Raw genomic sequence first — 17,465 nt, forward strand, 5'->3', positions numbered from 1 at the left:
CCGGGGCCGTGTCCGGCTCCCCGCCGGCGGTCTCCCCGGTGCTCCCGTCGGTCGTCATCCCGCTCCTCCCCCGGTCTCCTCGTAGAGGTTGCGCCGGCTCGTCTCGTGCACGTGATCGTGACCCTGGCCGTGCGGGTGGCCGGCCGACCCGATCCCGGCCCCGGCTTCGGCCCCGGTTTCGGCGGGGATCGACGGTTCGGTGATCGGCAGCGAGGAGTCCGCCGGCAGGTCCCAGCCGGAGGGCGCGCGCCCGCGCGTCATCATCTCCGCGCCCAGCGCCGCCACCATCGCGCCGTTGTCCGTACACAGCCCCGGCCTCGGCACCCGCAGGGTGATCCCGGCCGCCGCGCAGCGCTCCTCGGCCATCGCCCGCAACCGCGAGTTGGCCGCCACCCCGCCGCCGATCATCAGATGGTCCACGCCCTCGTCCCGACAGGCGCGGATCGCCTTGCGGGTCAGCACGTCGGTCACCGCCTCCTGGAAGGACGCGGCGACATCGGCGATCGGCACCTCCTCGCCCGCCGCCCGGCGGGCCTCCACCCATCGGGCCACGGCCGTCTTCAGCCCCGAGAAGGAGAAGTCGTAGGGCGCGTCCCTCGGCCCGGTCAGGCCGCGCGGGAAGGCGATGGCGGCCGGGTCGCCCTCACGGGCCAGCCGGTCGATGACCGGCCCGCCGGGGAAGCCCAGGTGCAGCAGTCGGCCCACCTTGTCGAACGCCTCGCCCGCCGCGTCGTCGATGGTGGCCCCCAGCGGCCGCACGTCGGTGGTGATGTCGGGGGCCAGCAGCAGCGAGGAGTGCCCGCCGGAGACCAGCAGCGCCATCGTCGGCTCCGGCAGCGGGCCGTGCTCCAACTGGTCGACACAGATGTGCGAGGCCAGGTGGTTGACGCCGTACACCGGCTTGCCGAGCGCGGCGGCGTACGCCTTGGCCGCCGAGACGCCGACCAGCAGCGCGCCCGCCAGGCCGGGCCCGGCGGTGACCGCCACGCCGTCCAGGTCGCCGGGGGCGACGCCGGCCCGGTCCAGGGCGCGCTCGATGGTCGGGACGATCGCCTCCAGGTGCGCCCGGCCGGCGATCTCGGGTACGACGCCGCCGAAGCGGGCGTGCTCGTCGACGCTGGAGGCCACGGCGTCGGCGAGCAGCGTGTGCCCGCGCACGACGCCGACGCCGGTCTCGTCGCAGGAGGTCTCGATGCCGAGGACGAGTGGTTCGTCAGCCATGGTCGGTCATGCTTCCCGATCGGTGGGTGCGGGGGGCGTCGGCCGGTCGGCGGACGCCGGGGTGTCCGGGGTCCCGTCGACACCGGGGGCGCGCGGGCGGGGCGCCGGCGGCAGCGGGCGGGTGTGGTCGCGGCGCATCACCAGGGCGTCGTGGCCGCCCGGCTGGTAGTAGCCGCGTCGCACGCCCATCGGCTCGAAGCCGTGCCGCTCGTACAGCCGGCGGGCGCGGTCGTTGTCGGTGCGGACCTCCAGGAAGACCTCCCGGCAGTCGAGGTCGGCGGCGGCGGTCAGCAGGTCGCGCAACAGGACGGTACCCAGGCCGGCGGCCTGCCGGTGGGGGGCGACGGCGATGGTCTGCACGTCGGCGCTTCCCCCGGCGAACGCCAGGCCGGTCCAGCCGGCGATCGAGCCGTCCGGGGCCTCGGCGACGGTGTAGCGGCGCAGCGGCGCCGGGCCGCCGCAGCCGGCCAGCTCGGACCAGAACATGGCGACGGTCCAGGCGTCCTCCGGAAACAGCTCGTGTTCCAGCACCCGCACCGGCTCGATGTCCCACCAGCGCATGGGGCGCAGCCGCGCCCCGGTGGGGGCGGTCACCGCCGGTCCCCGGCCCCGGTCGAGGGAGCGGGCGCGGTGGGGGTGACGACCTTGTAGCCGGCGGGCACCCGGGCGTCGGGGCGGCGCAGGTACAACGGCCGCGGCGGGTCGAGCGGCAGGCCGGCGGCGATCCGTTCGGCGGCCAGGGCCGCCATGGCGCCGGCGTCCGCGTGTTCGGGGCCGTCGGCGAGGCGGTGCGGGAAGGCGTCGGGGTACAGGACGGTGCCGGCGCCGGTGGCGGGCAGGTCGGTGACGTGCGCGGGGAGGTCGGCGGGACGGTCCACGGCCGGGCCCTCGACCCGGGCGCGGGCGTTGTCGTACCGGGCCCAGTACACCTCGCGGCGGCGGGCGTCGGTGGCGACCACGAAGGGCTCCTCGCGGCCGGTGGCGTAGGCGATGGCGTCCGTGGTGCACACGCCGTGCACGGGGATCCCCAGGGCGGAGCCGATGGCCGCGGCGGTGGCCAGACCGACCCGCAGCCCGGTGTAGGGGCCGGGGCCGGTGCCCACGATCAGCGCGGTGACCTCCGGCATGCTCCGCCCTGCCTCGGCGAGCACGCGGTGGATACCGGGGAGCAGCAGCTCGCCGTGGCGCCGGGCGTCCACCCGAACGGATCCGGCGAGGACCCGGCCACCGTCGTGCAGGGCGACGGTGACGGCGGGGGTGGCGGTGTCCATGGAGAGCAGCAGCACATCCCACAGCCTACGGCGTGCGGGGGACGGCCCCGGCCCCGCCGGGCGCACCGTGCCGGGGGGCGGCCGGCGGGCTGCTAACGTCGTTTTCCGACCATCGCACCCGGTCGCGCGCGGTCGGTTTCGACCGTTCCCGATCGAGTCGTGGCCCATCCCGTGACCGGTGCGCCCTCCCACCGGCGAGATGTCCGAACCATCCGAACCATCCGAACCCGGACTTCCCCCGAACTCCCATCCCTCCCGGTTCCCCATCCCTCCCGACCACCCCTCTCTCCGGTGAAGGCGGCAGCGCATCGTGGCACGTGCTTCTGGCGGTACCGGCGGTTCCTCGGCCATCTTCGTGGTGACCCTGACCGCCGTGGCCCTGGCCATCGTGGGGTTCCTCGCCTGGCAGGCCGCCGGCGCGGTGGAGCCCCGGAACGACACCGCGACCCCGGGGGAGGCGGACGGGACGGACGGCACCGGGGACCCGGCCGACGCCCCGATCGGCGACCCGGCCGACGGCGGCGACACCGGTGACGACGGCGCGGGGGGCGACGGGGGCGCCGCCGGGGACTCCGCCCACCCGCCGCTTCCCCCGGACTCCGGGACCGGCGCCCGGGTGGTCTACTCCCTCGGCGAGCAGCGGGTGTGGCTGGTCGAGACGGCCGACGACACGGCGACGGACGCCGCGGGCCCCGACGGGGAGACCGTCGTGCACAGCCACACCGTGTACCCCAGCCCGGTACGCCCCGGGCCCGGCGAGTACGAGGTGACCTGGCGGGCCGAGGCCACCACCGGCTCGGACGGCGTGGCGATCACCGATGTCGTGGTCTTCACCTCCGTCGGGGACGCCGTGATCGGGTTCAGTACCGCCGAGGACGGCTCGATCCCCGACCCCGACGGCACCGAGCGGACCGGCGGCATCCGCCAGTCCGCCGCGGACGGCGAGATCATGTGGTCGATCGCGACCATCGGTTTCCCGGTCGTGGTCGTTCCTTGAACGTTCCGGTTCCGTCGAACGTGATCGCATGCGTTGTCGGGCGGTGGGCCGGCGGGAGTCACCCGCCGGCCGTCCCGTTCACCGCCCCGGCCGGTCCCCCGCCCCCGGGCGCCGGGTCGGCGACGGCTCGCCGCAGCGGCTCCGGATCCGGCAGCCCCCGGCGCCCGCCGACGGCCTCGATCACGACCCGGCGGGCATCGCCCTCCGGCCCCTCCGCACCGGTCGCCCGCTCGATCCGCACGTGCAGCCGGTCCTCCGTCAACTCCTCCACCCGACCCTCGCCCCACTCCACGATCACCACGGAGTCGGTCAGCGAGACGTCGAGGTCCAGGTCCTCCATCTCCTCCAGTCCGCCGGAGAGCCGGTAGGCGTCCACGTGCACCAGCGCCGGACCGGCCCCCGTGGACGGGTGCACCCGGGCGATGACGAAGGTCGGGGAGGTGACCGCCCCGCGTACCCCCATGCCCTCTCCCACGCCCCGGGTCAGGGTGGTCTTACCGGCTCCCAACTCGCCGCCGAGCACCACCAGATCCCCCGCGCGCAGCAGGCCGCCCAGCGCGCGACCGAGGCGGTTCATCGCCGCCGGGTCCGGAACGGTGAGGGTCAGTCGGTCGGCTCCCGCGGGGTCGGGGGGCGTCGCGGCGGCGGAGACGGGGACGCCGGAAACGATGGGATCGGTCATGATTCGGATCGTACGCGCCGGCGGGCACCCCTCCGTCGCCCCTCGGCCCGGCCGGACAGCCGGCTCCCGGACCGGGTGGAGCCGGGCTACGGGATCGGCGGGCGGCCGATCACGCTCCGACGAAAGAGAACGGCTCGAAAGAGGACGTGACCGGTGGGCGACCGATCGGACGCGGTCCGCCCCGCGACCGGATCGATCCCGACCGCGCGGCGGCCACCGGCCCGGGCTCAGTCGGCGTCGAGGTACACCCGGGGCACCCGGGCGCCGATCCGGGTGACGATCTCGTACCCGATCGTGCCGCAGGCCCGCGCCCAGTCCTCGGCGGTCGGCTCCCCGTGGTCACCGGGGCCGAAGAGCACCGCCTCGTCCCCCGGCTCGGCCGGGTCACCGCCGAGGTCCACCACGAACTGGTCCATCGCCACCCGGCCGGCGATCGTCCGCCACTTGCCCGCGACCAGGACGGGCCCGGTGCCCGACGCGTGCCGGGGCACCCCGTCCGCGTATCCCGCCGGCACCAGGCCGAGGGTGGTCTCGCCGGGGGTGACGTAGTGATGGCCGTAGCCCACGCCGTGACCACCCGGCACCCGCTTGACGCCGGCGAGGGCCGCGCGCAGCGTCATCGCCGGCCGCAGCCCGTGATCGCGCGGCAGGCCCAACTCGGGCGCCGGGGACAGGCCGTAGACCGCCAGACCCGGCCGGATGAGGTCGTAGTGGGTCTCCGGCAGGGACAGCGCGGCCGGTGAGTTGGCGAGGTGCCGCACCTCCGGGCGCAGCCCGGCGCGCTCGGCCTCCTCCAGCGCGGCACGGAACGCCTCGAGTTGCGGCGGGATCGACGGGTGGCCCGGCTCGTCGGCACAGGCGAGATGGGACCACACCCCGGTCACCCGCAGCAGTCCCTCCGCCTCGGCCGCCCGCGCGGCGGCGACCAGGTCGGCCCAGTCGGCCGGCGCGCAGCCACCGCGCCCCAGACCCGTGTCGGCCTTCAGCTGCACCCGGGCGGGACGACCGAGCGCGCGCACCGCCGCCGTGACCTCGCGCAGCGCCCACGCGCCGCCGACCGAGACGTCGATGTCCGCCGCGATCGTCTCGGCCCACGGGCCACCGGGCGTCCACAGCCAGCACAGCAACGGCCCGGTGTCGCCGGCCGCGCGTACCGCCAGGGCCTCCTCGGGGGTGGCGGTGGCCAGCCAGTCGGCACCCGCCCGGCGGGCGGCCCGGGCACAGGGCACCGCCCCGTGGCCGTAGGCGTCGGCCTTCACCACCGCCATCACGCCGGCGCCGCCGCGTGCCGTGGCGCGCAGGGCGCGCACGTTGTCGCGGATCACCGCGAGATCCACCTCGGCGCGCACCCGGGGAAGCACCCGGGAGGAGGGCGCGGGGGCGTCGACGGGGCTTCCGCCCGGGCCGGCGGGCCGGGCGGCCACGGCGGGAGCCGGGGTGTGGTGCGCGTTCATCTTCCCCAGTCTTCCAGAGCCCGCCGGGGGCGCCCCTTCCCGGTCGGCATCCGGGCGCCGTCCCGCACCGGGTCGATGATCAGCCGGACGGCGTGACCGGGTCCGGTTCCGCGACCAGCCGTCGGGCGGCCGGCAGAGCCTCCGCGACGTCCGAGGCCACCGGTGGCTCCGGACACAGCCGCGCCGCCAACCCGTGCAGGTACGCCCCCGCCATCGCCGCCTCCCCGGGGGCCAGGCCGGCGGCCAGCAGCGAACCGATCAGCCCCGCGAGCACGTCCCCGGTGCCGGCCGTGGCCAGCCACGGTGTGCCCGTCGGGTTCGCGATCACCGGTGGCGGGGGGCCCTCGGTCGGGGGCACGGTCACCAGGGTCGTGGAGCCCTTGAGCAGGGTCGTCGCCCCGAACCGGGAGGCCAGTTCGCGCACCGCCCACAGCCGGCGGGCCTCCACCTCCTCACGGTCCACCCCCAGCAGCCGGGCGGCCTCGCCGGCGTGCGGGGTGAGGACCAGCGGGGCGCGGCGGTCGTCGGGGAGGGCGTCGCGGAAGAGCGTGAGGGCGTCGGCGTCCACCACCGTCGGCACGTCGTCGGCCAGCGCCGTGGCCAGCCGCTCCCGTCCCTCGGCGGTGTCGTCGAGGCCGGGGCCGACCACCCACGCCTGCACCCGACCGTGTCCCACCAGCACCTCGGGGTGCCGGGCCAGTACCGCCCCGGCCGGCGGCCCCAGGTACCGCACCGCGCCGGCTCCGCCGCGCAGCGCCGCCGAGACGGCGAGGACGGCCGCGCCGGGGTACCGCTCGGAGCCGGCGGCGATACCGACCACCCCCCGGCGGTACTTGTCGCTCTCCGGCCCGGGGGATGGCAACAGGGCCGCGATGTCCGCGTGTTCGGGCGCCACCACCTCGGGCCCGGCCTCCCCGCCGAGTCGGGCCAGCTCCGGGCCCAGGCCGATGTCCACGACGTGGATCACCCCGGCGCGGTACCGGGCCGGGGCCACCAGCAGACCCGGCTTGTGGGTGCCGAAGGTGACGGTGACATCGGCGTTCACGGCCTCGCCCCGCACCTCGCCGGTGTCCGCCTCCACGCCGCTGGGCAGGTCCACCGCCACCAACGGCGCGCCGGTGCCGGCCGCCCGGCGCACCAACTCGGCGGCCGGGGGGCGGAGTCCGCCGCGTCCACCGATGCCGAGCAGGCCGTCCACGATCAGAGCCGGCCGACCGTTCCGCCCCCCTCCGGGGCGACCCCACACGCGCGGCGACCCTCCCCCGGCGAGGGCGTCGTCGACGGCGAGGATCCGCCCGCCGCTTCGGCGCAGCGCCGCCAGGCCGGCGGCGTGCGCGCGGTCGGGATCGACGAGGACGGCGGTGACGGCGACCCCGCGCGCGGCGAGCCGGGCGCCGGCCCACAGGGCGTCACCGCCGTTGTCGCCGGTGCCGACCAGCAGCACCACCCGGGCGCCGGTGATCGGCCCCGGTCGCAGCAGCCGCGCGCAGACGGCGGCCAGCCCGGCGGCGGCCCGCCCCATCAGGGTTCCGTCGGGGAGGCGTTCCATGAGGGCGCGCTCGGCGGCGCGAACGGTCTCGACGCGATACGCGGTACGCATCCGCCCAGTCTGCCCGCCGTGTGGAGGCGGGGCGGGGAGCCCGACCCTGGGCGGGTCGGGTCGCCCCGACGCCGGAAGGGCGCACAAGGGCGGGACGGCCCGGGGAAAGGCGGGCACATCACGAAAAGGTGGTCCGCGCGGTCGCGGTGAACACGAGGGCGTCGCGGACGAAAGCCCGGTCCCCCGTGCGGGCGGGCGGGCGCCCGCCGCTCACCCCTCGGCGATCACCACGGCCGAGGCCACCCCGGCGTCGTGACTGAGCGACACGTGCCAGTGCCGCACCCCGAGTGCCTCGGCACGTGCCGCCACCGTGCCGCGCACCGTCAGCCGGGGGCGACCGAGGTCGTCGGTGCTCACCTCGGCGTCGGTCCAGCGCAGGCCGGGCGGAGCCCCCAACGCCTTCGCCAGCGCCTCCTTGGCCGCGAAGCGGGCGGCCAGGGAGGCGGTGCCGCGCCGCGCCCCGTCGGGAAGCCACATCTCGGCGTCCACGAAGAGCCGGTCCGCCAACCGGGGGGTACGACGCAGCGACTCGGCGAAGCGGTCGATGCCGGCCACGTCGATGCCCACTCCGATGATCACGCCGGACTCCCTGTCCCGTTCCCGGTTCCGCGCCACCCCGCCGGGCCGGTGCCGCCTGCCATGGGGCAGCGTAGCGGCGCGCCCTCCCCGTGCCTCCCCCGACGTCTTCCCCACGCCGCGCCCGCAGCCGTCGCCGGCCCTCCCACCGGCATGAACGTCCCGGTCGGGTGCCGCAGTCGGGCCCCGCCCGGGGCGGTGCGCCGGCGGCACGGACAATGGTGGGGTGGTCCCCTCCCCGCAGCAGCCCTCGTACCGACCGGCCGGAACGGCTCCCGCCGAGCCGCGATCCGCCGGTCCGCAGCCCACCGACGACGCCTTCCCCCGGCCGACCAACGGCGCCCGGCCCCGGCGCGCCGGCGGCCCCACCGGCCCGTACGTGGATCTGAGCCGTGCCGAGTGGAGCACCCTGCGCGAGCGGACCCCGCTGACGCTCTCCGCCGAGGAGGTCGAGGAGTTGCGCGGCCTGGGCGATGTCATAGACCTGGACGAGGTGCGGGAGGTCTACCTGCCGCTGGCCCGACTGCTCAACCTCTACGTGGAGGCCGGCCGGGGTCTGCGCGGCGCCCTGAACACCTTCCTCGGTGACCTGGGCAACGGCGGGGAGGAGCGGCGTCGCGGCACGCCGTTCGTGATCGGCGTGGCCGGCAGCGTGGCGGTCGGCAAGTCCACCGTCTCCCGGCTGCTCAAGGTGCTGTTGGGACGCGGGCCGGAGAACCCCCGGGTGGAGTTGGTGACCACCGACGGTTTCCTCCACCCCAACGCCGAACTGCGGCGGCGCGGCCTGATGGAGCGCAAGGGGTTCCCCGAGTCCTACGACCGGCGTGCCCTGACCCGGTTCGTCGCCGACGTGAAGGCGGGCCGGGAGGAGGTCTCCGCCCCGGTGTACTCGCACCTGGTCTACGACATCGTGCCCGATGAGCGGCTGGTGGTGCGGCGCCCGGACATCCTCATCGTGGAGGGTCTGAACGTCCTGCAGCCCGCGCTGCCGGGCCGGGACGGGCGGACCCGGGTCGCGCTCGCCGACTACTTCGACTTCTCGGTGTACGTGGACGCGCGTCCCGACGACATCCGTGAGTGGTACCTGGAGCGCTTCCGCAAACTGCGCGAGACGGCGTTCCGCGACCCGCACTCCTATTTCCGCCGCTGGACCCGGGTGCCGGAGGAGGAGGCCCTGGCCTACGCGCGGAACGTCTGGGCGACCATCAACGGCCCCAATCTGACGCAGAACGTGGAGCCCACCCGGGGGCGGGCGACGCTGATCCTGCGCAAGGGGCCGGACCACACGGTGCGTCGGCTGTCACTGCGCAAGATCTGAATCGGCGCCCCGCCGGTGGCGTCTCCCGACCGGCCGGCACCGGTCCCGGCACCGGCCCCGGGGGGGGGTCTCCCCGTGCCCGACCGGCACACGGTCGGCCGGGTGCCCCGGGCCGGTCCACCGACGCCGGACCACCGGCAGCGGATCACCGGCAGGCGCCCCCGCCACGGCTTCCCCGACCGTGCCCGTCCCGGGCCGGTGTCCCCGGGCCGGACGGACCGGCCCCGGCCGCCCCGACCACCCGGACCGGTCACGTCGGATTCGATGGCCCGGGCCGCCCGGGCCGCCCGGGCCGATCCCGGCCCCCGACGCACCGGTGCCCCGGGAGCCGTGGCTCCCGGGGCCCCGCCGCCCGGTGTCGCCCGGCTCAGCCGGCGCGCACGGAGCCGTTCACGGAACCGTGCGCCGCGGCGCCCGGCGTCAGCTCGACGCGCGCCACCTCGGCCAGTTCGTCGGCCAGTCGGCGGGCCTGCCCGGCGTCGGGGGCCTCGACCATGACCCGCACCAGCGGCTCGGTGCCGGAGGATCGCAGCAGGACCCGACCGTCGGATCCCAGTTCGCGCTCGGCCGCCGCGACGGCCGCCGCGAGACCGGCGCTCTCGCCCACCCGGGCCTTGTCCACGCCGCGCACGTTGACCAGCACCTGCGGCAGTCGGGTCATCACCCCGGCCAGGTCGGCCAGCGAGCGGCCGGTGGCGGCGACCCGGGCGGCGAGCAGCAGGCCGGTGAGGGTGCCGTCGCCGGTGGTGGCGTGGTCCAGGGCGATGACGTGCCCGGACTGTTCGCCGCCGAGGGTGAAGCCGCCGGCCGTCATCTCCTCCAGCACGTAGCGGTCACCGACGGCGGTCTGCCGCAGCTCGATGCCCTCGCGCTCCATCGCCAACTTGAAGCCGAGGTTGGACATCACGGTGGCCACGACGGTGTTCCCGCGCAGGGTTCCGGCCTCACGCATGGCCACGGCGAGGACGGCGAGGATGCGGTCCCCGTCCACCTCCTCGCCGGCGGCGTCCACGGCCAGGCAGCGGTCGGCGTCGCCGTCCAGCGCGATCCCCAGGTCGGCGTCGTGTTCAAGGACCGCCGCGGACAGCGGGGCGAGGTGGGTGGAGCCGCAGCCGTCGTTGATGTTGAGGCCGTCGGGCTCGGCGCCGATGGTGACGACGCGGGCGCCGGCCCGCTCGAAGGCGGCCGGGGCGATGGTGGAGGCGGCGCCGTGCGCGGCGTCCAGGACGATGGTCAGGCCATCCAGGCGGTGGGGCAGCGCGGAGGCGAGGTGGTCGAGGTAGCGCTCGGCGACCTCGGTCCGCTCCACGACCCGGCCGACGCCGGCGCCGACCGGCAGGTCGCGGTGGGTGCCGTCGGTGAGACCCCGGTACCGCTCCTCGATCCGGTCCTCGAGCGCGTCGGGCAGTTTGCGACCGCCGCGGGCGAAGAACTTGATGCCGTTGTCCGGCATGGGGTTGTGGCTGGCGGAGAGCATGACGCCGAAGTCGGCGTCGAGCGCGTCGGTGAGGTGCGCCACGGCGGGGGTGGGCAGCACGCCGGGACGGATCACGTCCACGCCCCGACCCGCGAGACCGGCCACGACGGCCGCCTCCAGGAACTCCCCGGACGCCCGCGGGTCCCGGCCGACCACCGCCACCGGACGGCCGGTCGCGCCGTCCGTCCCGTCCGGAAGCCGATCGCGGTCACCGAGCACCTCGGCCGCCGCGGCGGCCAGGCCCAGCGCCAGCTCGGCGGTCAGCTCGACGTTCGCGACACCGCGAACCCCGTCGGTACCGAAGAGTCGTGCCACTGTTTCCTCCGAACGTGCTGCGGGCGGCCCCCACTGCGCCAACCCTATCCCCGGAATGTCATTCGACCGACAATCGGCACAAAGGGGAACGGAACGCCGAACGCCCCGTCGGCGGCGAACCGCCGACGGGGCGTCGGTGACGGCCGACCCGCTCCCCGGGCCCTCGCGGGCCGGACGGGGAGCGGCTGTCGCCGCGTCAGCGCTTGCTGTACTGCGTACCCTTGCGCGCCTTCTTCAGACCGGCCTTCTTCCGCTCGACCATGCGGGCATCGCGGGTCAGGAAGCCGGCCTTCTTCAGGGTGGCGCGGTTGTTCTCGACATCCGCCTCGTTCAGCGCGCGGGCCACGCCCAGGCGCAGGGCGCCGGCCTGACCCGAGACACCGCCGCCGGAGATGCGGGCGACGACGTCGTAACGGTCGTCCAGCTCGAGCACCTTGAAGGGCTCGTTGACCTCCTGCTGGTGGACCTTGTTCGGGAAGTAGGCCTCCAGCGTACGGCCGTTGATCTTCCAGCTGCCGCTGCCCGGCACGATGCGAACGCGGGCGATCGCGTTCTTCCGGCGACCGGTGCCGGCACCCGGCAGCGGGTCACCGAAGTTGGAGGCGAGGGACTCGGAGGCGTACTCCTCGACCGGCGCGCTCTCGGTGGTGTACTCGCCACTCTCGGGGACCTCGACCTCGGCCTCGACCTCGGTGGTCTCGGTCTCGGTGTCGAACTCTTCGGTGGTCTCGGTGGTGTTCTCGGCCACGATGCTCCTCGAAACTCTCTGTCTGGGCTGGGTGGCCGGGACTACTGCGCGACCTGGGTGATCTCGAACGGCTGCGGCTGCTGCGCGGCGTGCGGGTGCTCCGAACCCGCGTACACCTTCAGCTTCGACAGCATCTGCCGGCCGAGGGTGTTCTTGGGCAGCATGCCCCGAACGGCCTTCTCGACGGCCTTCTCGGGGTTCTTCTCCAGCAGCTCGTCGTAACGGACGGACCGCAGACCACCCGGGTAGCCGGAGTGGCGGTAGGCGAGCTTCTGGGTCCGCTTGTTGCCCGAGAGGTGCACCTTGGCGGCGTTGACGATGACGACGAAGTCACCGGTGTCCAGGTGGGGCGCGTAGATGGGCTTGTGCTTCCCGCGCAGCAGGATGGCGGCCTGGGACGCCAGACGACCCAGGACGACGTCCCGGGCGTCGATGACGTGCCACTGGCGCTGGACATCGCCGGGCTTGGGGCTGTACGTACGCACGGTCGTGGCCTTCGCTTTTTCGGTGAGTGGATCCTTACAAGGACCGGGGGTCCTCACCCCGGCCGGACCGGGGCACGGTGACGCAAACCGCGCGACGGTCGGGAGATGGCACCCCACATGTCCTGCGCAAGGCCCCTCACGTGAGATCGAGCAAGCCATTACGCATATCGACCAGGCAGGATACCGGCCCGGACGGGGAGGGGTCAAAACGACCCGTCCGCCGCCCTCCGGACCCGACCCGACCCGTCGACACCTCCGCGGCATTCCCTCGACGCCTTCTCGGCGCCTTCCGGGGGCTGATCGGTCGACGATCGCCCGCCGGACGCGGGGGGATACCGGGAATTCCGACCGGGACGGGCGTTGGGGGCTCGCGCGGTTGTTCCCTAGGATGCCGGCATGAGCCATGTCCAGGGGGGGCCCACCGGAGGCCCGCAGTGGGGAACCGGGGGCGGCGCGCCGTCCCCGGACTGGAGCGCGCTGGCCGCCGACGCCGAACGCGACCGGCGACGCCGCCGGTGGCTGGTGGTCGGGGGCGGCGCCCTGGCGACCGTATTGGTGGGCACGGTGGTGGCGCTGGCCATCGTGCGACAGGACGGCGGCGGGGCCGACACGCCCGCCGATCGGGGCGGCAACGCCCTGGACGCTGCGGAGGGGTCCTCACCCGACGCCCAGCCCGCGCCGACCTTCTCCGAGACCAGTCTGCCGCCCCCGCCCAAGCCCCGGGAGTTCGTCACCGACCCGGAGAAGGACCTGGCGCCCTTCACCTCGGACGGCTTCTTCGCCGGCGAGACGATGCGGGTGGAGGACCGCGAGTACCTCCGGGTGGCCGCCGACACCGCCGAGGGCATCGAGGCGTGCGCGGCGACGGCCGGCCCCGGCCCCGCCGAAGCGCTCGCCGCTCACGGCTGCCTCGCGCTGGTCCGCGCCACCTACACCGCCGAGGGGGTGGCCGTCACCGTCGGCGCGGCGCAGTTCCCCGGCGAGGAGGAGGCCGCCGCCGCCAAGGAGGCCGCCGGGGGCCCCATCACTCCGCTGATCGGCGAGGGTGCCGCCGCGTTCTGCCAGCGCGGCGGCTGCCGGACCACCCGCAGCCAGCTGGGCCGGTACGTGTACTTCACCATCGCCGGGAACCTGGACAACACCCCCGACTCCGGCGAGGAGACCCCCGCGCAGCAGGCCGCCCGGGACGGCAACGAACACGCCTACACCCGGATCGTGCAGCGCGGCGAGAGCCAGGCGTCGGCCTCCGCCGAGGCCCTCGTCGCCGAGCGGCGGAGCGGGGCCGGCGGTGCGGAGGACCGGGACACCGAGCCGGAGCCGGGCGCCACGGACGGCGACTGACCCGGCGGGGTCCGTCGGGAGCCCGGCCGTCGCCCCGCGACGACCCCGCCGGTGGACACCGATCCACGGCCACCGGGACGTCACCCGTGCGACGCGCCGCCCGCCCGGGACCCCGCCCGGGGCTCAGCAGCAGCCGGCGACCGGGCCGGTGCCGGGTAGGGTCCGACGGTTGCGGGACTCCCGGTTGCGGGCGGCCAGCAGGTCGTCCGGCGGATAGCCGACCTCCTCCAGGGTCAGCCCGTGGGGACGCACCACGTGCACCGCCGAGTCCCGAACCCGGGCCGCCAGCACCCGACCGGGCCAGTCCGACGGCCGGTGACCGTCGCCGACGAAGAGCATCGCGCCGACCAGCGAGCGGACCATGTTGTGGCAGAAGGCGTCCGCCACCACCGCGGCCTCCAGGACACCGTCCGGGCGGCGCTCCCAGCGCAGCTCGCGCAGCGTGCGGATGGTGGTGGCGCCCTCCCGGCGCCGGCAGTAGGCGGCGAAGTCGTGCTCGCCCAGCAGTGGCCCGGCCGCCTCGTTCATCGCCGCCTCGTCCAACGGGTGGTTGTGCCACAGCACGTGGTCGCGCAGCAGCGGGTCCACACCGCCGGGGCGGTCGGTGACCCGGTAGGCGTACCGGCGGTGGGTGGCGGAGAAACGGGCGTCGAAGTGCGGGGGCGCGGGCCGCGCCCGCCACACCCGCACGTCCTTCGGCAGGCGTCCGGCCAGTCGGCGCACCATGTGCTCACCGTGTTCGGCCCACAGCTCGTGCGGCAGGTCCGCGTGGGCGACCTGTCCGCGGGCGTGCACGCCCGCGTCGGTGCGGCCGGCGACGGTCAACTCGAAGGTCCGGCCGGTGCGGGTGACGACTCCCAGCGCGTCCTCGATCTCCTGCTGGACGGTGCGGCGCCCGCCCGGTTGCCGGGCCCAGCCGGAGAAGTCGGTACCGGCGTACGAGATGTCCAGGCGGACCCGAACGGTGCCGGGGGGTGGGGCGAAACGGTCGGCCGGGGGTTCGGGGGCCGCCTCGGTGGGGCGGGTGTCGCCGGGCGGGGCGTCGGTGGGCGGGGTGTGCTCGGGACGGGCGGCGCTGTCGGTCACGAGGCCGCATTCTCCCGGATCCGCGCGGACCCCCGCCGCCGGGGCCGGTCGGAACGCCGGTGCCCGCGCCGCGACGGCCGGGGTCGGAGCCGGCGACGGCGCTCCCGCCCTTCTCCGGGCCTCCCACGCCGCCCGGCGGGTGGGGGACCACGACCGGCCATGGGGCCGCCCCCGACCCCGTGGGACGTCTCCAGGAGCGGCGGAGCGGGGCCGGGCGTCGACCACCGGGGCGGGAGTCCCGCCCCGGTTCCCCCGGACACACCCCTCCAGGGGCGACGGCACCCCGGCAACGGGAACGGGCCCGGCCCCCGCGTTGTGCGGGGACCGGGCCCGTCGGAACCACCCGGCCGGGGCCGGGCGGGACCCGGGGAGACCGGGAAGGGGCGCCGGATCAGGCGTCCTTCTTCTCCTCGGTGTCCTTGCCGCCCTCGGCGTCGTTCTGCTCGGTGGCGGAGGTCTCCGCCACGTCGCCGTCCTTGGAGAGGTCGGTGCCGCCCTTGGCCTCCTCCGACTCCTTCACCGCGCGCCGGTTGGCGGCCTCGGCCTCGCCGACGGCCTCCTGCTGCACGGTCAGGGCCTCCACCAGTTCGATGACCGCCATCGGGGCGTTGTCGCCGCGACGGGGACCGATCTTGGTGATGCGGGTGTAGCCACCGGGACGGTTGGCGAACTGCGGGCCGATCTCGGTGAAGAGGGAGTGCACGACACTCTTGTCGGTGATGGTGCGCATCACCTGGCGACGGTTGTGCAGGTCGCCCTTCTTCGCCTTGGTGATCAGCCGCTCGGCCACCGGGCGCAGGCGACGGGCCTTGGCCTCGGTGGTCTTGATGCGCCCGTGCTCGAACAGCGCGGTGGCGAGACCCGCCAGCATCAGCCGCTCGTGGGAGGGACCGCCGCCGAGACGACGACCCTTGGTGGGCTTGGGCATCGGGTTTCTCCTTCGTGACTGCACCGGCCGTGTCAGGTACCGGTGTCAGGGCCCGCCCGGGCCGGTGCCGGGGCGGGGTGCCCGGGGGGCCGTGGCCCCCCGGAACGTTACCGGGCCGACCGTGCGGCCCGGGATGATCGGGTGTCGCGCGGTCGGCCGTGCGCGGTCCCGCGCCCCGGCCGACGGTGTCGGGACCGGGGCGCGGGTGCGGGCTCAGTACTGCTCGGTCTCGGCGAAGCCGGGGTCGCCGTCGTCGTCGGCGCCGAAGGCGTCGGCGGCGGAGGTCGGGTCGAATCCGGGCGGGCTGTCCTTCAGGGCCAGGCCCATGCCGGCCAGCTTCGCCTTGACCTCGTCGATGGACTTCGCGCCGAAGTTGCGGATGTCCAGCAGGTCGGCCTCGGAGCGGGCGACCAGCTCGCCGACGGAGTGGATGCCCTCGCGCTTGAGGCAGTTGTAGGAGCGGACGGTCAGCTCCAGCTCCTCGATCGGCAGCGCCAGGTCGGCGGCGAGCGCGGCGTCGGTCGGGGACGGGCCCATGTCGATGCCCTCGGCGTCGACGTTGAGCTCGCGGGCCAGGCCGAACAGCTCGACCAGGGTCTTGCCGGCGGAGGCCATGGCGTCGCGCGGACGCATCGACTCCTTGGTCTCGACGTCGACGATCAGCTTGTCGAAGTCGGTGCGCTGCTCGACACGGGTCGCCTCGACCTTGTAGGTGACCTTGAGCACGGGGCTGTAGATGGAGTCGACCGGGATGCGGCCGATCTCCTGGCCCGCCTGCTTGTTCTGCACGGCGGAGACGTAGCCGCGACCGCGCTCGACGGTCAGCTCCATCTCCAGCTTGCCCTTGGCGTTGAGGCCGGCCAGCACCAGGTCGGGGTTGTGCACCTCGACGCCGGCGGGCGGGGCGATGTCGGCGGCGGTGACCGGGCCGGGGCCCTGCTTGCGCAGGTACATCACGACCGGCTCGTCGTGCTCGGAGGAGACGACCAGCTGCTTGATGTTGAGGATCAGGTCGGTGAGGTCCTCCTTGACGCCGGGCACGGTGGAGAACTCGTGCAGCACACCGTCGACGCGGATGCTGGTGACGGCGGCACCCGGGATGGAGGAGAGCAGGGTGCGACGCAGGGAGTTCCCCAGGGTGTAGCCGAAGCCCGGCTCCAGCGGCTCGATCACGAACCGGGAGCGGAACTCGTCGACGACCTCTTCGGTCAGGGAGGGACGCTGTGCGATCAGCATGGGTGATGACTCCAGTCTTCGGCACCCGCTATTTGATGCCGAGGCGGACGACGGGGAGTGCGGCGGACGCCGCTCCCCGGGACGACGACACCGGGGTGTCGCCGGGCCCGGCCGGCGGCGTGTCGTGCGCCGCCGGTGGGTGCTGCGGGGTGGTGCGGGGCCGCGGGCCGATCGCCCTTCGCGGGGGCGGGGACCCGCCGTCGGGTCGGGTCCCGGGGGATCCGACCCGACGATTGGCCGTTCCCGTCCGGATGCCGGGGCACCGGGACGGGAACGGCCGGTGGTCAGACGCGCCGACGCTTGGGCGGACGGCAGCCGTTGTGCGGGGTGGGGGTCACGTCCTGGATGGACCCGACCTCCAGGCCGGTGGCCTGGAGGGAACGGATCGCGGTCTCACGACCGGAACCGGGGCCCTTCACGAAGACGTCCACCTTGCGCATGCCGTGCTCCTGCGCACGACGGGCGGCGCTCTCCGCCGCCATCTGCGCGGCGAACGGGGTGGACTTGCGGGACCCCTTGAAGCCGACGTGGCCGGCGGAGGCCCAGGAGATCACGTTCCCGGACGGATCGGTGATCGAAACGATGGTGTTGTTGAACGTGCTCTTGATGTGGGCGTGCCCATGAGCGACGTTCTTCTTCTCCTTGCGGCGCACCTTCTTGGCGCCGGCCTGTCGGCCCTTCGGAGGCATAAAGCGCTATCTCCCGTGGAGGTGGTCGGTCCCGCTGCGCG

Annotated in this window: 17 protein-coding genes; 3 read left to right on the forward strand and 14 right to left on the reverse strand. The window is 75.2% G+C overall.

Features of this window, described 5'->3' with window-relative positions; genetic code table 11:
• Positions 1 to 54: 54 nt before the first annotated feature.
• Genes tsaD through tsaB form a run of 3 tightly spaced genes read right to left on the reverse strand, consistent with a single transcriptional unit; the run spans position 55 to position 2,507 of the window.
• Positions 55 to 1,221, reverse strand: a complete 1,167-nt coding sequence (gene tsaD / locus LZF96_RS00775) for a tRNA (adenosine(37)-N6)-threonylcarbamoyltransferase complex transferase subunit TsaD (protein WP_233864588.1) — start codon at positions 1,219 to 1,221, stop codon at positions 55 to 57.
• 6 nt (positions 1,222 to 1,227) lie between these two features.
• Positions 1,228 to 1,782, reverse strand: coding sequence for a ribosomal protein S18-alanine N-acetyltransferase (gene rimI / locus LZF96_RS00780; protein WP_233864936.1), 555 nt, complete (start codon positions 1,780 to 1,782; stop codon positions 1,228 to 1,230).
• A 29-nt stretch (positions 1,783 to 1,811) separates the two neighbouring features.
• Positions 1,812 to 2,507 carry a tRNA (adenosine(37)-N6)-threonylcarbamoyltransferase complex dimerization subunit type 1 TsaB gene (gene tsaB / locus LZF96_RS00785; protein WP_233864594.1) on the reverse strand — a complete coding sequence of 232 codons (696 nt, stop codon included), beginning with the start codon at positions 2,505 to 2,507 and terminating at the stop codon, positions 1,812 to 1,814.
• A gap of 295 nt (positions 2,508 to 2,802) precedes the next feature.
• On the opposite strand from tsaB, the gene LZF96_RS00790 reads away from it, so the two are divergent.
• Positions 2,803 to 3,489: a hypothetical protein gene (locus LZF96_RS00790; protein ID WP_233864596.1), complete on the forward strand. Its 687-nt coding sequence runs from the start codon at positions 2,803 to 2,805 to the stop codon at positions 3,487 to 3,489.
• A gap of 58 nt (positions 3,490 to 3,547) precedes the next feature.
• On the opposite strand, the gene tsaE is transcribed toward LZF96_RS00790, so the two are convergent.
• The 4 genes from tsaE to LZF96_RS00810 all read right to left on the reverse strand — a co-directional run bounded on the left by tsaE (position 3,548) and on the right by LZF96_RS00810 (position 7,804).
• Positions 3,548 to 4,171: a tRNA (adenosine(37)-N6)-threonylcarbamoyltransferase complex ATPase subunit type 1 TsaE gene (gene tsaE / locus LZF96_RS00795; RefSeq protein ID WP_267940265.1), complete on the reverse strand. Its 624-nt coding sequence runs from the start codon at positions 4,169 to 4,171 to the stop codon at positions 3,548 to 3,550.
• 227 nt (positions 4,172 to 4,398) lie between these two features.
• Complete coding sequence (alr, locus tag LZF96_RS00800) at positions 4,399 to 5,625, reverse strand: alanine racemase (protein ID WP_233864598.1); 1,227 nt, start codon at positions 5,623 to 5,625, stop codon at positions 4,399 to 4,401.
• Between the two features lie 79 nt (positions 5,626 to 5,704).
• A complete protein-coding gene (locus LZF96_RS00805; RefSeq protein ID WP_233864600.1) occupies positions 5,705 to 7,225 on the reverse strand; it encodes an NAD(P)H-hydrate dehydratase in 1,521 nt (506 codons plus the stop codon).
• Positions 7,226 to 7,435: 210 nt separating this feature from the next.
• Positions 7,436 to 7,804, reverse strand: coding sequence for a holo-ACP synthase (locus LZF96_RS00810; RefSeq protein WP_233864602.1), 369 nt, complete (start codon positions 7,802 to 7,804; stop codon positions 7,436 to 7,438).
• Between the two features lie 376 nt (positions 7,805 to 8,180).
• Here LZF96_RS00810 and coaA point away from each other — a divergent pair, with 376 nt between their 5' ends.
• Positions 8,181 to 9,119 (forward strand): type I pantothenate kinase, encoded by a 939-nt coding sequence (coaA, locus tag LZF96_RS00815; protein ID WP_233864940.1) that lies wholly within the window; start codon positions 8,181 to 8,183, stop codon positions 9,117 to 9,119.
• Positions 9,120 to 9,486: 367 nt separating this feature from the next.
• Here coaA and glmM read toward each other — a convergent pair whose 3' ends face one another.
• The 3 genes from glmM to rplM form a co-directional block, all read right to left on the reverse strand.
• Positions 9,487 to 10,911, reverse strand: a complete 1,425-nt coding sequence (glmM, locus tag LZF96_RS00820; RefSeq protein ID WP_233864607.1) for a phosphoglucosamine mutase — start codon at positions 10,909 to 10,911, stop codon at positions 9,487 to 9,489.
• Between the two features lie 196 nt (positions 10,912 to 11,107).
• On the reverse strand, positions 11,108 to 11,659 hold the full coding sequence (rpsI, locus tag LZF96_RS00825) for a 30S ribosomal protein S9 (protein ID WP_233864609.1): 552 nt from the start codon (positions 11,657 to 11,659) through the stop codon (positions 11,108 to 11,110).
• A gap of 41 nt (positions 11,660 to 11,700) precedes the next feature.
• Positions 11,701 to 12,144 carry a 50S ribosomal protein L13 gene (rplM, locus tag LZF96_RS00830; protein ID WP_233864611.1) on the reverse strand — a complete coding sequence of 148 codons (444 nt, stop codon included), beginning with the start codon at positions 12,142 to 12,144 and terminating at the stop codon, positions 11,701 to 11,703.
• Between the two features lie 396 nt (positions 12,145 to 12,540).
• Here rplM and LZF96_RS00835 point away from each other — a divergent pair, with 396 nt between their 5' ends.
• Complete coding sequence (locus LZF96_RS00835; protein ID WP_233864613.1) at positions 12,541 to 13,485, forward strand: hypothetical protein; 945 nt, start codon at positions 12,541 to 12,543, stop codon at positions 13,483 to 13,485.
• 123 nt (positions 13,486 to 13,608) lie between these two features.
• Here the strand turns inward: LZF96_RS00835 and truA are convergent, their stop codons facing one another.
• The 4 genes from truA to rpsK form a co-directional block, all read right to left on the reverse strand.
• Positions 13,609 to 14,436, reverse strand: coding sequence for a tRNA pseudouridine(38-40) synthase TruA (gene truA / locus LZF96_RS00840; protein ID WP_233864942.1), 828 nt, complete (start codon positions 14,434 to 14,436; stop codon positions 13,609 to 13,611).
• 526 nt (positions 14,437 to 14,962) lie between these two features.
• The gene (rplQ, locus tag LZF96_RS00845) at positions 14,963 to 15,499 is read right to left on the reverse strand and encodes a 50S ribosomal protein L17 (RefSeq protein ID WP_233864617.1); all 537 of its coding nucleotides are present in this window, start codon (positions 15,497 to 15,499) and stop codon (positions 14,963 to 14,965) included.
• A 213-nt stretch (positions 15,500 to 15,712) separates the two neighbouring features.
• Positions 15,713 to 16,735: a DNA-directed RNA polymerase subunit alpha gene (locus tag LZF96_RS00850; protein WP_233864619.1), complete on the reverse strand. Its 1,023-nt coding sequence runs from the start codon at positions 16,733 to 16,735 to the stop codon at positions 15,713 to 15,715.
• 284 nt (positions 16,736 to 17,019) lie between these two features.
• The gene (gene rpsK / locus LZF96_RS00855) at positions 17,020 to 17,424 is read right to left on the reverse strand and encodes a 30S ribosomal protein S11 (protein ID WP_018558890.1); all 405 of its coding nucleotides are present in this window, start codon (positions 17,422 to 17,424) and stop codon (positions 17,020 to 17,022) included.
• Between the last annotated feature and the right edge of the window lie 41 nt (positions 17,425 to 17,465).

The organism is Streptomyces sp. ST2-7A (genome assembly GCF_021390475.1).
In the GTDB taxonomy this organism is placed as follows: domain Bacteria; phylum Actinomycetota; class Actinomycetes; order Streptomycetales; family Streptomycetaceae; genus Streptomyces.

Coding starts and splice junctions, on each gene's coding strand:
- tsaD (WP_233864588.1), bottom strand. CDS start 1,221: ATGGCTGACGAACCACTCGTCCTCGGCATCGAGACCTCCTGCGACGAG.
- rimI (WP_233864936.1), bottom strand. CDS start 1,782: ATGCGCTGGTGGGACATCGAGCCGGTGCGGGTGCTGGAACACGAGCTG.
- tsaE (WP_267940265.1), bottom strand. CDS start 4,171: ATGACCGATCCCATCGTTTCCGGCGTCCCCGTCTCCGCCGCCGCGACG.
- alr (WP_233864598.1), bottom strand. CDS start 5,625: ATGAACGCGCACCACACCCCGGCTCCCGCCGTGGCCGCCCGGCCCGCC.
- LZF96_RS00805 (WP_233864600.1), bottom strand. CDS start 7,225: ATGCGTACCGCGTATCGCGTCGAGACCGTTCGCGCCGCCGAGCGCGCC.
- LZF96_RS00835 (WP_233864613.1), top strand. CDS start 12,541: ATGAGCCATGTCCAGGGGGGGCCCACCGGAGGCCCGCAGTGGGGAACC.
- rplQ (WP_233864617.1), bottom strand. CDS start 15,499: ATGCCCAAGCCCACCAAGGGTCGTCGTCTCGGCGGCGGTCCCTCCCAC.
- LZF96_RS00850 (WP_233864619.1), bottom strand. CDS start 16,735: ATGCTGATCGCACAGCGTCCCTCCCTGACCGAAGAGGTCGTCGACGAG.
- rpsK (WP_018558890.1), bottom strand. CDS start 17,424: ATGCCTCCGAAGGGCCGACAGGCCGGCGCCAAGAAGGTGCGCCGCAAG.